This window comes from Streptomyces sp. NPDC001980 (assembly GCF_040296885.1).
Classification (GTDB): Bacteria; Actinomycetota; Actinomycetes; order Streptomycetales; family Streptomycetaceae; genus Streptomyces.
Genome location: NZ_JBEOYD010000011.1, coordinates 257024 through 270487, shown reverse-complemented (window position 1 = coordinate 270487; position 13464 = coordinate 257024). Strand labels below are relative to the sequence as shown.

Annotated in this window: 9 protein-coding genes; 7 read left to right on the top strand and 2 right to left on the bottom strand. The window is 72.9% G+C overall.

All coding sequences use genetic code 11. The features are described 5' to 3' along the window. Positions 1-26: 26 nt before the first annotated feature. The 7 genes from ABT137_RS19780 to ABT137_RS19750 all read left to right on the top strand — a co-directional run bounded on the left by ABT137_RS19780 (position 27) and on the right by ABT137_RS19750 (position 11677). On the top strand, positions 27-1190 hold the full coding sequence (locus ABT137_RS19780; protein ID WP_351710487.1) for an ATP-binding protein: 1164 nt from the start codon (positions 27-29) through the stop codon (positions 1188-1190). A 4-nt stretch (positions 1191-1194) separates the two neighbouring features. Beyond that, positions 1195-4704 (top strand): vWA domain-containing protein, encoded by a 3510-nt coding sequence (locus ABT137_RS19775; RefSeq protein ID WP_351710485.1) that lies wholly within the window; start codon positions 1195-1197, stop codon positions 4702-4704. Continuing rightward, a complete protein-coding gene (locus ABT137_RS19770) occupies positions 4701-6566 on the top strand; it encodes a hypothetical protein (RefSeq protein ID WP_351710483.1) in 1866 nt (621 codons plus the stop codon). The genes ABT137_RS19775 and ABT137_RS19770 overlap by 4 nt, the downstream gene beginning before the upstream one ends. 164 nt (positions 6567-6730) lie before the next feature. Beyond that, positions 6731-7609 (top strand): helix-turn-helix transcriptional regulator, encoded by an 879-nt coding sequence (locus tag ABT137_RS19765; RefSeq protein WP_351710481.1) that lies wholly within the window; start codon positions 6731-6733, stop codon positions 7607-7609. Continuing rightward, positions 7596-8336: a class I SAM-dependent DNA methyltransferase gene (locus ABT137_RS19760; RefSeq protein ID WP_351710479.1), complete on the top strand. Its 741-nt coding sequence runs from the start codon at positions 7596-7598 to the stop codon at positions 8334-8336. Before ABT137_RS19765 ends, ABT137_RS19760 begins: the two co-directional genes overlap by 14 nt. Positions 8337-8490: 154 nt before the next feature. Continuing rightward, positions 8491-10374, top strand: coding sequence for an esterase/lipase family protein (locus tag ABT137_RS19755; RefSeq protein WP_351710477.1), 1884 nt, complete (start codon positions 8491-8493; stop codon positions 10372-10374). A gap of 166 nt (positions 10375-10540) precedes the next feature. Beyond that, the gene (locus ABT137_RS19750) at positions 10541-11677 is read left to right on the top strand and encodes a tetratricopeptide repeat protein (protein ID WP_351710475.1); all 1137 of its coding nucleotides are present in this window, start codon (positions 10541-10543) and stop codon (positions 11675-11677) included. A 13-nt stretch (positions 11678-11690) separates the two neighbouring features. On the opposite strand, the gene ABT137_RS19745 is transcribed toward ABT137_RS19750, so the two are convergent. After that, on the bottom strand, positions 11691-12902 hold the full coding sequence (locus ABT137_RS19745; protein WP_502984545.1) for an MFS transporter: 1212 nt from the start codon (positions 12900-12902) through the stop codon (positions 11691-11693). Then, positions 12902-13423 (bottom strand): GNAT family N-acetyltransferase, encoded by a 522-nt coding sequence (locus tag ABT137_RS19740; RefSeq protein WP_502984546.1) that lies wholly within the window; start codon positions 13421-13423, stop codon positions 12902-12904. The genes ABT137_RS19745 and ABT137_RS19740 overlap by 1 nt, the downstream gene beginning before the upstream one ends. Positions 13424-13464: the final 41 nt, after the last annotated feature.

Below are 13464 nucleotides of genomic sequence, written 5' to 3'. Positions count from 1 at the left end.
CGAACCGCCCCGAAGGACGACCGCCGATGACCCTCAGCACCGCGCCCCCGCGCCAGATCGTCCCGCCCGAGGACCGGTACGCCACCGAACTGGCCTTCCTCGCCGCGTACGACGCCGGTCCGCGCCCGCCCGCCTGGCGGCTCACGCCCCGGGCCGTCGTCACCTTCGTCATGGGCAGCGGCGGCCGGGCGCTGCGGCTGCCCGACGACGCCGAGGCACCGGACGGCGTGCCGCGCCGGCTGGTCGTGGCGGACAAGTTCGTCGGCGACCGGGCCCTCGTCGAGCGCTGTGTGGTGACCCTCGCCGGTGAGCGGGGGCTGCTGCTGGTCGGCGAGCCCGGCACCGCCAAGTCGATGCTGTCCGAACTGCTGTCGGCCGCGGTGTGCGGCACCAGCGGCCTGGTCGTGCAGGGCACCGCGGGGACGACGGAGGACCAGCTCAAGTACGGCTGGAACTACGCCCTGTTGCTCGCCCAGGGCCCGACCCGCCAGGCGCTCGTGCCCTCGCCGGTCCTCACCGCGATGTCCCGGGGTGCCGTCGCACGCGTGGAGGAGGTCACCCGCTGCCTCCCCGAGGTGCAGGACTCCCTGGTCTCGCTGCTGTCCGAGCGGCGCATCGCGGTGCCCGAACTAGCGGGCACGGAGGACGCGTTGGCTCATGCGGCGCCCGGGTTCACCCTCATCGCCACGGCCAACCTGCGGGACCGGGGTGTCTCCGAGATGTCCGCCGCGCTCAAGCGGCGCTTCAACTTCGAGACCGTGGGCCCGATTGCGGACCTCGACGCCGAGACCGCGCTGGTACGCGGCCAGGCCCGGGCGTCGGTGGAGCGGGCCGGGGCGCCCTTCCAGGTCGACGACGCGGTCCTCGAAGCCCTGGTCACCGCGTTCCGTGACCTGCGCGAGGGACGGTCGGCGGAGGGCTGGGAGGTGGAGCGCCCGTCCACGGTGATGAGCACGGCGGAAGCGGTGTCGGTGGCGGGCGCGCTGGCCCTCGCGGCCGCCTACTTCCCCGGGGACCGTGACGTCCTCGGCCTGCTCCCGGGCCATCTGCTCGGTGTCGTGCGCAAGGACGATCCCGCCGACGCGGCCCGGCTGCGCGGCTACTGGGACGGCCCGGTACGGCGGCGCGCGGAACAGGGCTCGGCGACCTGGCGCACGCTGTGGGACCGCCGTACGGTCCTGGAGGCGTGACCCGGTGCCCGACTCCCCCGAGGCGGCCCTGGCCGCTCTCACCGACCCGGCGGGGCCTTACCTGATCGGCGTACGGCACCACGCACCCTCGCTGGCCGCCGCCGTCCCGGCCCTGCTGGACGCGGCGAACCCGGACGTGCTGCTCGTCGAACTGCCCGCGGAGCTGCAGGACTGGCTGCCGTGGCTGGCCCACGAGGAGACCCGGGCCCCCGTGGCCCTCGCGGCGGCCCCGGCGGACGGCAGCGGCGGCCCGGCGTTCTATCCGTTCGCCGACTTCTCCCCGGAACTGGCGGCGGTGCGGTGGGCCGGGCGGAGCGGGGTGCCGGTGGTCGCCTGCGATCTGCCGCTGGCGGATCGGGGTTGGCGGGAAGGGGAGCGTGTTCCGCAGGGGCCGGGTCGGCTGTCCGGCGCCCTGCGTTCCCGGCTCACCGGCCGGCCTGGCGACGACCTCTGGGACCGCCTCGTCGAGGCCGCCGCGCCCGGTTCGACACCGGAGGCACTGCGGCGGGCCGCACTGCTGACGGGGTGGGCGCTGCGGGAGGAGTCGGCCGTGTCGGAGGTGGATCTGCGGCGGGAGGAGTGGATGTGTTCTCAGCTGGCCGCGGCCACGAAGAACGGTGAGCGAGCAGCCGCAGTGGTCGGCGCCTTCCACATCCCGGCACTGCTGCGCCCCGTCAGGGGCGCGGGGCTGCATTCGATGTGCGGCTACCGCCGCGTGGGCGCGACCAGCCCCCACCCACCCGCACCCGCACCCGCACCCGCACCCGCACCCGCATGGACAACCTCCCTCATCCCGTACACCTACGCCCTCCTGGACGAGCGTTCCGGCTACCCCGCCGGCATCCGCGACCCCGAGTGGCAGCACATGGTCCTCGAAGCGGCCGGTGAACCCTGCACTTTGACGGACATGCTGACTCGTGCGGCCGTCCGCATCTGCGCCGAACTCCGCACCCTCGGTCACCCCTCCGGCCCCGCCGACGCCCGCGAGATCGCCCGCCTCGCCGGAGACCTCGCCCGCCTCCGCAACCTCCCCGCCGCGGGCCGCGGCGAGTTGGTCGAGGCGACGCAGACCGTGCTGGCACAGGGCGAGCCGTACGGTCGCGGCCGAGCCGTCGCCAGGGCGATGGAGAACGTACTGGTCGGCACCCGCGTCGGCCGTCCCGCGCCGAAGGCGCCCCGCAGCGGTCTCGCCCCCGCCGTCGAGGCCGAGCTCGCCGAACTCGGCCTGCCCGGCCCCGCGGACGGCGGCCCCGGCGCCGCCCGGGACCTGCGGCTCGATCCCCTCCGCTCCGATCTCGACCGGCGCCGCGAACTGCTGCTGCACCGCCTGGCGTTGTGCTCCGTGCCGTACGCCGAGCCCAGGTCGGTGACCGGGACCGGCGGGGCCGACGCTCTCACCTCGCGCTGGGAGGTGCGCTGGACCCCGGCGACCGCCGCGATGCTGACCGCGGCCGGTGTCCGTGGGGTCACCCCTGCCCAGGCGGCCGAGGGCCTGCTGCGCGAGCGGAGCCGCAGGGAGCGGGACGCCGGTGGCCCGACGGCGGCGCAGGTGCTCGACGGCCTGGAGCAGGCGGCACTCTGCGGCCTGCCGGGCCTCGTCGAGGAACGGCTCGGCGACACCGCCGAGGTGCTCCCGGACGCCGGTACCCTGCCCGAACTCCTCACCGGGCTGGCCCTGTTGGACCGGCTGCGGACCGGGCACCTCGCCGGTCTCGACGCGGACGAGGACCGTACGGCCAGGGCCGTCGACGTGGCCGGGCTGCTGACGGCGGCCGCGGTGCGCCAGGTCGACGGCCTGACCGGTTCCGAGGATCCGGCCGACGCCCACGCCCTGCTCGAACTCGCGCACCGCGCCGACCTGTCGGGCGGCATCCGGCTCGCCGACGCCCTGGCCCGGCTGGCCGCCGACGGCTCTCCGTTGATGCGGGGCGCCGCCGGAGCCGTTCGCGTCCTGCTCGGCCAGGAGGATCCGGCGGCGTTCGGCGGTCTGGTCGCCTCCTGGGTGGACGGGGCGGTCGACGCCGAGTCGCGGTCGGCGCTCACCGCCCGGCTGACGGGCCTGCTGACGGCCGCCGGGCGGCTGCTGGAGGCGGCCGCACCGGCATTGGAGCCCTTGGCCGTGCGGGTGTCGGACCTGTCCGACCAGGACTTCCTGGATCGGTTGCCGGCCCTGCGCGGTGGTTTCGACACGCTGAGTCCGGCCGACCGCGAGCGTCTGCTGACCGGGGTCGAGGAGCGGCTCGGCGTCGACCGGATTGCCGACACCGGCGCGGTCGACCCGGCCGCGCTGGCCACCTGGACCCGCGCGGACCTCACCGCCCGCGAAACCCTGCGCACGCTCGGCCTGCTGCCACCGCCGCGGACGCACCAGGAGGCCGAACCGGCCCACGCCCCCGCGGCCCTGCCGGACCGTCGGCTGGCCCCCGCCGACCGCTGGCGTCTGCTGCTCGGCCGACGCGCCGATCAACTCCCGAAGTCGGCACGGGCCCTGGCGACCGCACTGGACGAGCTGTACGGCCGCGGGCGCGGCGAGGGCAGCCGGGGTGACCTCGGCGGCACGGGCGGCGGACGCGAGGCGTCGTATCCCGGGGTGCGGGAGTGGTCGGAGGAACTGGCGGCGCTGTTCGGGCCGGGCATCCGGGAGGAGGTCCTGGCGGCGGCTGCCGCGACGGGACGGCAGGACGTGCTGGCGGAGCTGGATCCGGACAGTGTGCGGCCCTCCGTGGACCTGCTGCGGTCGGTCCTGCGGCACGCGGGCGGACTGCCCGAGGCCCGGCTGGCCGCGCTCCGCCCGCTGGTCCGGCGCCTGGTGGACGCGCTGACCCGGGAGCTGGCGACCCGGCTGCGCCCCGCGCTGCACGGTACCGCCCTGCCCCGGCCGAGCCGGCGCCCCGGCGGCGGCCTGGACCTGCCGCGCACACTGCGGGCCAACCTGGCCACCGCCCGCCGGGCGGCGGACGGCACGGTCCGGGTGGTCCCGGAGCGCCCGGTCTTCCGGACCCGGGCCCGGCGCGCCGCCGACTGGCGGCTGATCCTGGTCACGGACGTGTCCGGGTCCATGGAGGCGTCGACGATCTGGGCGGCGCTGACCGCCTCGGTGCTGGCCGGGGTGCCGACCCTGTCCACGCATTTCCTCGCGTTCTCCACCGAGGTCATCGACCTCACCGGGCACGTCGACGACCCGCTGTCGCTGCTGCTCGAGGTGAGCGTCGGCGGCGGCACCCATATCGCGGCCGGGCTGCGGCACGCGCGCGAGCTGGTGACCGTGCCCTCCCGCACGCTCGTGGTCGTGGTGAGCGACTTCGAGGAGGGATATCCGGTCGGCGGACTGCTCGCCGAGGTCCGGGCGCTGGTCGGGGCGGGCTGCCAGGTCCTGGGCTGTGCGAGCCTCGACGACTCGGGGCGCCCCCGCTACTCCACCGGGATCGCGGGTCAGCTGGTCGCCGCCGGGATGCCGGTCGCCGCCCTCAGCCCGCTCGAACTCGCCCGCTGGGTAGGGGAGAAGATCGCATGAGCACGGAACGGGAACTGCCCGCCGTCGCCCCGGCCGTGACCGCCGAGCTGGTCGCGGCCCTCTCGCCCCGGTTGCGCAGGCGGCTGGACGCGGGCATCGCCAAGCTGGCGGACCGGCCGGTCGTGCGCGACGGCGACACCGTCCGCGTCACCGTCGACGACGAGGGCTCCGAGCTCGAACTGCACGCCCCCGGGGGTGTCGTGGCCGACGCGGCGGCCATCCGCTGCGGCTGCCTGCTGGCCCCGGACTGCCTGCACCGCGCGGCGGCGGCCTCGGCGGCGCCGGTGGCCGACATGGCGGAGGCCGCCGGGAGGACGGAGAGCGGGTCGGCCGGCGCTGCGAGCACGGGGACCGCGCAGAGCGCAGAAGGCGCGGTGAGTACCGGGGGCGCGGAGACCGCCGAGCAGCCGACGTCCCTCTCGGGCTCCGGTGAGGCATCCGTTCCCGATCAGTCGGCGACGCCTCCGCAGCGCAGCGCCGCGCACGCCGTTTTCGACGCCGTGGCCGCCGTGCTCGACGCCGGTACGGACGGTTCCGGTGCCGTGCTCCAGGCGGAGTTGCTGCGTGCCGCGCACACCGCGCGCCTCGCGGGTCTGCCCCGGGCGGCCGCGGCGGCGGTCTCCGTGGTCACCGCGTTGCGCGCGGCCCGCGCGGCCGATCCCGCGTTCCGGCTCGCCGAACTCGTCAGCGCCGTGTCGGAGGCCCTGTCCGTGGCCCACCGTGTCCCGTACGCCATGGGCGCCGAACTGGCCGGACTGCGCGGCACGGTACGGCAGCCGTACACGCCGGACGGTTCGCTGCGGCTGTACGGCCTGTTCTCGGAGCCGGTGCTCACCGCGAGCGGCTACGCGGGGGCCGTGACCTGGACCGGCGACGCCGAGGGGCGGCTGTACACGGTCTCGGACGTGGCGCCGGGCGGCGCGGGCCGGGCGGTGGGCGCCGCCGACCGGGCCGTACGCATCGGGGACACGGCGCTCACGCACCGCGAGTTGGCTCGGGCGGGGCTCGCGGTGTCGGGGGCGACGGTGTCGCCGACCGGCCGGCTGGGGGCGGGCGCGGGGGTACGGGCGGTGCGCGCGTCCGGGGCGGACTGGCGGGCCGAACCGCTGGACCGGTTGTGGGCGGTGCCCGTGGCCGAGCAGGTCGGGCGTGCCCTGGGCGGCGGGCACGATCTGCTTTTCCTGGAGGTGACGCTGGTCGGCGCGGTGCGCGAGGCGGCGGGCGACTGTCTGCTGGCCGACTGCGGCGGTGTGCCGTTGCGGCTGACGGCGGCGCACGACCATCCGGCGCTCCCGCACCGCGACAACCTGCGCCTGCTGGCCGCCGCGCGGGGCAGCAGGCTGCGGGTGATCGCACGCCTCACCGCGGCCCCGCACGCCCGCGCCCAGCTCCTCGCGACGGAGCACCCCAAGAGCGCGGGGAGCCGTATCGACCTGGGGCTGGACCGGCTCCAGCACGCGGACCTGCCGGCTCCGGCGTCGCCGCATCCCCCTTCGTCTCCCCCCTCGGCGCCCGCCCCGGCTCCCTCACCGTCTGCGCCGATCGACGCGGTGCTCGCGCCCGACGAGGCGCCCCTGCACCTGCTGCGCCGCCGGATCGAGCAGGCGGCTGCGGGCGGGCGGCGCGTGCTGGCCTTCCCGGGAGACTCCGCGGCCGACGCCCGGCGTCTGCACCGGCACGGTCTGGGCACGGCCGGCGATATCCTCGACGAGTTGCTCGCCGCGGCCGCCGAACGCTCGCGCGACGCCTTCGGCCGTCTCCTTCCGGCGGACACCGGCCGCTTCGCCCGGGCCTGGCTGGCCGCGGGGCGCTACACGGAGGAGGTCGACCGGGTGCTCTGCGCGGCCGCCTGGGGCGGATGACCGGGCACGGCGACGACCCGGATGCGGGCCGCCGCTCCCCCGTGCCGGCGGCCCGCGTGACCGGACTCGTCCCATCCGGTGTCGGCGCCCGGTTGAAGCATGCGACACCCGGCCGTCGCCTGGGTATGCGTATAACTGCGTAGGGCACGAGCGGAGAGGAACACGTGGTACACGGGCTGGACAGGGCCTACGAACGCCTCACCGAACTGGCCGTCGCCGCGCTCAACGAACGCGAGCCCGAACGGCTCTGGCCACTGCTGGCCGACGCCGTGACCGGCCTGTGCGGCGGGGAGACGCTGATCTACAAACTCGACGACTGGAGCGAGGGCAAGGGCACGCTCGGCCTGTCACCCGCTGCCGCCGACGCCTTGGACCGGCTCGGCGACGAGGCGCTGGGGGTGCTGCGGTCCGGCTACCCGTTCGCCCACCACTACGCGGCCGGCCTCGGCCGTACACCGGTGACGGCCCGTCGGCTGGCGGGCCGGGCCTGGCCGGTGAGCGAGACCGCGCGGGTGCTCGGTGACAGCCTGGACCTGAAGGAGGTGCTGGCGCTCCCGCTGCCCGGCACGGTCGCACCGATCACGGGCTGCCTGGTCTACCGCTCCGGTACGGACTTCACCGACGACCACGTGCGGATCGCCGAGCGCGCACAGCCCCTGCTGGCCGCCGTCGAGCAGCAGCGCCGGCTCCTGGAACAGTGGCGCCGGTTGTCCGCGACGCCCGGCGAGGCGGAAGAGAGCGCGGCGGACTGTGCGCTGACGCCCCGGGAGCTCACCGTTCTCCTCCTGCTCACCGACGCCCTGACCGCCGACGCGATCGGCCGTCGGCTGGGCATCTCGGCGCGCACGGTGCACAAGCACGTCGAGAACATCTACCGCAAGTTCGGCACCCGCGACCGCCTCGGCACGGTGCTGCACGCCCAGCGGCTGGGGCTGGTTCCGACGCCCGATCCGGCCCGGGCCGGCCGACGGCCGGCGACCGGCAAATCCGGTGGACAGCGCCGCCGTCCGCCCGGCACAGTGGCCGCCCGTGACGACCAGTGAGCTGTGGAGCCAGGCGGAAGCCGACCGCTACGACGGCGAGGAGAACGAGATGTCCTCGGCCGCGGTACTCGGTCCGACCGTCGATTTCCTCGCCGAACTCGCCGGAGACGGGCGGGCGTTGGAGTTCGCCATCGGCACGGGACGGGTCGGTGTCCCGCTCCGGGAACGCGGGGTGCCGGTGGCGGGCATCGAGTTCTCCGAGCACATGGTGGCGGTCCTGCGGCGGAAGACCGACGAGGAGACCCTGCCGGTCGTGGTCGGGGACATGGCCACCGCCACGGTGTCCGGTGAGTTCGCCCTGGTCTACCTCGTCTACAACACGATCTCGAACCTGCTCACCCAGGACGAGCAGGTCGAGTGCTTCCGCAACGCGGCCCGGCATCTGCGGCCCGGCGGCCGGTTCGTGATCGAACTGGGGGTGCCGCCGCTGCGGCTGCTGCCGCCCGGCCAGGTCGCGGTGCCGTTCGACGTCTCCGCGGGCCACCTCGGCTTCGACACCTTCGACCTGGTCGAGCAGATCCTCGTCTCGCACCACCTCACCCGCGACGGCGAGGACGGCCGCTACCGCCGGGACGCGTCCCGGCACCGGTACGCGTGGCCCGCGGAGCTGGACCTGATGGCCCGGATCGCGGGCCTCGCGCTGGAGCGCCGGGTGGCCGACTGGGACGGCTCGCCGTTCACCCAGGACGCCACGAAGCACATCTCGGTGTGGCGCAAACCGTCGTGACCGGTGCCCGCCCACGAGGCGGGTGCCCGCGGGCACGCTCTTCTCCCGCGACGCGAGTTGATTGACCATCACCGTCAGAATCCCGTGCATTCCGCCGTAATCTGAGTCGGGCTCTCATGCGAACAGACGACCCGCGGTGGAGACGGAGATCTGCATGGCGACAAGCGACGACATGATCGGCCTGATCTTCGTGCACGGGTTCATGTCGAGCCCCAAAGCATGGAAAGATTTCGTCGATCTGATCGACAACGATCCTGAGCTGGACTTCGTCACACCGCTGCTGTTTCGTTACTCCACGCCCCGCGCCCAGATTCGCCCGCTGCGGAAAGTGCCGACCTACGACTCCATCAGCGGCATGCTGGCCGGCTTCATCGACGTCGAAGCTTCCGAGTTCCCCCGCCTGGTCCTTGTCACCCACAGCCAGGGGGGCCTGATCGTCCAGCGCTATCTGCACCGCACCCTCAGCGACGCACAGGGACACCGCCTGCGCAGGATCAGTCAGATCGTGATGTTCTCCTGTCCCAACACAGGCTCCCAGCTGGCGCTCAGCCTTCGGCGCAGCGGACTGTTGAGCTGGAACCCCCAAGAACCCGAACTGCGTCCACTCAACGCCGCCGTGTCCCGTGCCCATCAGACGGTCATCAACCGCGTTGTCCACGCCACCGAGGCGGGCGCCGGCAGTTGGCCCATCCCTATCGCCAGCTACGCAGGCGAGGTGGACGGAATCGTCACCGAGGCGTCGGCCCACAGCGTCTTTCCCGACTGGGGAGTTCTCCCGGGTGATCACAAGACGATCATCCGCCCGAAGACCACCGCGGACAGTTCCTACCGGCATCTGAAGGCCAAGCTGCTGGCGCTTCACGAACGTCCCGGGTCTGCGGCTCCCGGCCGAGCGGACGCTCCCCCGGACATGACCGCCGGTCCGCCCGTCGGCACGGTGAACCAGGTGAAGCACCGGTCCCTGACCTCGTGGGAGCGTTACGCGCTCATCGAACCCGACCAGCTCATCCACGTCGACAAGGTGATCGACGATGTCGCCACCGCCATCGAGGACACCGGCGCCACTGCCAGGTCGGCGGTGGCCGTCTGGGGCGAGGGGGGACTCGGCAAGACCGCGATCACGTATGCGGCCGTGCAGCGAGTCGCCGCACACAGCGGATTCACCCACCTCGTCTGGGCCTCCGCCAGGAACACCCGTTTCTCCGCGGCCAACGTCAGCGAGATTTCGGTCAACTCGATCTACTGGCACGACCTGCTGCGCATCATCGCCCGGCAACTGGACTGCGCGCTCCCGGCCGCCCAGGCACTCTGGGAAGACGAACTCCGCACTCACATCGAGACCCAGCTCCCCGAAGCCCGCCTCCTGGTGGTCGTCGACAACCTGGAAGTCGTGCATGCCGCCGACGAAGTGATCGAGCAGCTACGCGCCCTCGGGCTGCGCCGACCGCACCGCATCGTGGCGACCACCCGGTGGCAGGCCTCAGAAGACGAACTGGACGTGCGCAATATCCGCATCACACCACTGGGCGAGCAGGAATCGTACAACTTGGTACGGCTGGCGGCCCGCGACGGCAACTCCGAACTCGCCGGCGCACGCAACGAAGAGCTGCGTTCGATCTTCGACATCACGGAGGGGAATCCCTTCCTGATCAAACTGATCGCCCGTCGCTATGCCGTCAGCGGACTTCCCCTGCCGCAGATCATCGACGAGCTGGGCCGGATCACCGGCGACCTCGGCAAGAAGGTACGGCTGTGGCTCTTCGAAAAGTCCCTGGAAGAGCTGGCGGAGCGCTCGGCACGGCAGGACGCACGGCGGCTGATCTTCTCCTTCTGCGCCAACGGCCGCGGCGGAGCCATGACCTATGAGGAGCTGCTGGAGGAGAGCGTCGATCCAGCGGACACCGGCCGGTTCAACGCCCTGCTGACCGCCGCCTGCCGTCTGGGACTGGTGCGTGCCTCTGGACGTGAGCGCCGCTATTCGATCCACAGCCTGCTCTACGAACACACTTGCCCGGTAGCCCAGTTGAGGCAGAGCTGACCGCATGCAGTCGGCCACCGGCGTGCTGACGCCTTGGCAGCAAGAGCTGCTGGACGAGGCAAGACGCGAGTATCCACCCCGGATCGCGCGTGCCTTGAGCCGGCCTGATCTGTACGCGGACACCGGCAGATTCCCGAGACTTGCACGACTCGTCAACGGTGCCGCTGTGGTCGAATCGTCCCTCACCGCAGAAATGATCGGCGACTTGCTGACTCTGGCCTTCGAGACCTCGCTGACCGTGGGAGCGGGAAGCCGCTTCCGCGAGTACGAGGAATTTCGGCAGTCCACGCTGGCCCTCATCGAGATACTCGACCGGCGAGGTGCACCTGTTTCGGGCCACCTCCTCTCGGCTGCCCGCTTCGAGGCTCTCCTGGCCAACGGCGACCGGACCCGACGCGACCTCATCACGCGGGCGGTGGCCGCCAGTCGCACCGCTGACGAGCGCATACGAGCACTGCTCACCCAGTCACGCGCCCGCACCGATGTCAGTGACTACCGCGGAGCCCAGCAGGCGCTGGCGGAGTGCGCCGAACTGCTGGAGGACGAAACCGCGGCGGAGTGGCGCCCGGAGTACCAGCACAGTCTCGGGCTCACCTACTACTACTCGGACCCCGTACAAGCCGCCCACCATTTCGAGGAGTCGGTCCGTCTCGGGCGTCCGCTGCTCGACCGCCTCGGTACCAGCCAGCCTGTCGCCTCGTCCCTCCACTTCCTGGGACGCGCGGCGGCGGAGCGGGGCGAGTTCGACCGTGCCCTGCGGCTCTACGTCGAGGCCGAGGCGACGTCGGACGACTACCTCTCCGGACACGGCTTCTACCACCAGCGGATGGCGGAGGTCCTGATCGACCACGGCAGCACCGAGGAGGCCGAGTTCCACCTCCGGCGCAGCCAGCAGACCTTCGACCAGGTCGGCCAGCAGAGCCACGGCATGGCACTGCTCTTCGGCACCTGGTCACGCTTTTACGTCCGTACCGGTCAACTGGGCAGGGCCGAAAAGGCGTTGGCCGAGGGGATCGACAAGAGCCGCCGGGAGAAGGGGCCCAGGGTCGAACTCGTGCTGCTCGCCCAGAAACTCCACCTCCGGTTGCGCCAACGGCGCCTGGCGGGTCTCGCGCTCCTCATGGCCCGCGCTGCCTGGCTGTATCTCAGGGAGGAACTGGTGCGCAATCCCCTCCAGGCGGTCCGCCAGGCGATCGTGGTCGCCCGGCAGAGCCGGCACCTGCTGCGGTCTTCGAACTCCGGCGGCCGCGTCCTGGTCTGCCCGTGCGGCGAGGACCACCGGTCAAGAGCTGCCGATGAATGATCGGACGGGGTGCTCATCCCTGGGGATCCGCACTGTGAACGGCGTGTCCCATCGGTGAACCGGCCTTGCTCACCGGTGTCCACTGGATCCGCGTACTGCACAGGGAGACCACGACGGCCGCCGCGGCGACGACTCCGAGGCCCCACACCAGGCTGCTCGAACTCGCCACGAACCCGATGAGCGGCGGCCCGGCCAGCAGGCCCGTCGTGCCCATGGCCGCGACAAGGGCCAGCGCCTCCGAACCTTGTTTGGCCGCGGCGACGTAGACGCACGGGGTCACCGCCGCACAGCCCAGTCCGACACAGGCGAACCCGACGAGTGCCGCCACCACTCCCCCGCTCAGCAGGGCGAAGGCCAGCCCGGCGGCGGCCAGGGCGCTGCCGAACAGCACGACGCGGCCGTCGCCCCAGCGGCTGCGCCAGCCGTCCGCGAAGAGGCGGGCCAGGACCATCATGCCGGAGAACACGGCGATGCCCATCGGCGCCAACTCGGCGGTCGCCTTGGCGACTTCGCGCAGGTAGAGGGCGGACCAGTCGTTCATGGCGCCCTCGGTCACCGTGCCGAACGCCATGGCGCAGCACATCCAGAGCGTGACACGGGACGGCAGGCTCCACCCGGTGCGGCTCCTGCTCTCCTTCTCCGCCGCGGGAGCCTCGTCCTCGAGCAGACCGGGGCGCGCCAGAGCCGCCAGCCCGACGAGGACGACGGCGGCCACGCCGAAGTGCGCCGTGACCGAGGAGGTGGCCGCGTTCATGCCGGAGGCGAGCAGCGCGGCGAGCAGCGAGCCGGCGCTGAACGTCGCGTGCAGCCGGGCCATGGTATTGCGGGAGTACCGGGTCTCCAGGGCCGTTCCCTGTGCGTTCATGGCGACGTTCAGGCACCCGACGAACACGCCGTCGGCCACCATGACCAGCAGGGCGACCGGATAGTCCGGGGCGAGCGCGAGCGCCAGGAGGAGAAGGGTCAGGCAGAGGGCCGACAGCAGTGCCAGCCGTGCGGAGCCCAGCCGTTTCATGAGCACCGGCACCAGGGGGAACGACGCCACGGCGCCGATACCGGCCGCCATCAGCAGCACCCCCACCTCGGCCGCGGTCAGCCCGAGGTCCGCCTTGACGGCAGGGATCCTGGAGGCCCAGGTGGCGTACTGGAAGCCGAGGGAGCAGAACAGTGCGGCGATCGCCACCCGGCTGCGCTGGAAGGGATCACGGACAGGGAACACGCGCATCAACTCGCTTCGTGGGCACGGCCGTCGCCTTGGACGTGGAGGTCTTGGACATGCGCGCCCGGGGTGTTCGGGCGGGACATGTAGACGGCGTTCGCGCCGTATCCGTCCGGGGAGATCCCCGGGTACGCGGTGAACCCGCGCGTCGACCAGAACGGTTCGCTGCGGCCGACGGCGATCAGCGAGATCCGTTCGAATCCGCGGGCGCCTGCGGTCCGGGTGAGGTGGGTGAGGAGACGCTGTCCCAGTCCCCTGCCGCGCTGCCGCTCCGCCACGACGATGTCGTGCAGATGCAGGTTGCGTGGCGGGCCCGGGGGGACGGCCGCAGCCTCCTCCGCCCGTTCGAGGTCCGGGTATCTGAACGGCGGATACGGCAGTGCCAGCACGTACCCGGACGGCACGTACCCGGACGGCTCGGAGCCGACGTCGAGGACGAAACAGGTCTCCGGTGAGGCGTCCGCCCTGGACCGAAGGGCCGCGCGCCCCTCCGTGAGGCCGAGTTCCGTATAGGCCCGGGATTCCATCGCGGTGATGGCGTCCCAGTCGGCGTCGGCGATGTGGCGTA

Excerpts from the sequence above, each read along its gene's own strand:
- ABT137_RS19780 (WP_351710487.1), top strand. The coding sequence starts at position 27 with ATGACCCTCAGCACCGCGCCCCCGCGCCAGATCGTCCCGCCCGAGGAC.
- ABT137_RS19770 (WP_351710483.1), top strand. The coding sequence starts at position 4,701 with ATGAGCACGGAACGGGAACTGCCCGCCGTCGCCCCGGCCGTGACCGCC.
- ABT137_RS19755 (WP_351710477.1), top strand. The coding sequence starts at position 8,491 with ATGGCGACAAGCGACGACATGATCGGCCTGATCTTCGTGCACGGGTTC.
- ABT137_RS19745 (WP_502984545.1), bottom strand. The coding sequence starts at position 12,902 with ATGCGCGTGTTCCCTGTCCGTGATCCCTTCCAGCGCAGCCGGGTGGCG.
- ABT137_RS19740 (WP_502984546.1), bottom strand. The coding sequence starts at position 13,423 with ATGGAATCCCGGGCCTATACGGAACTCGGCCTCACGGAGGGGCGCGCG.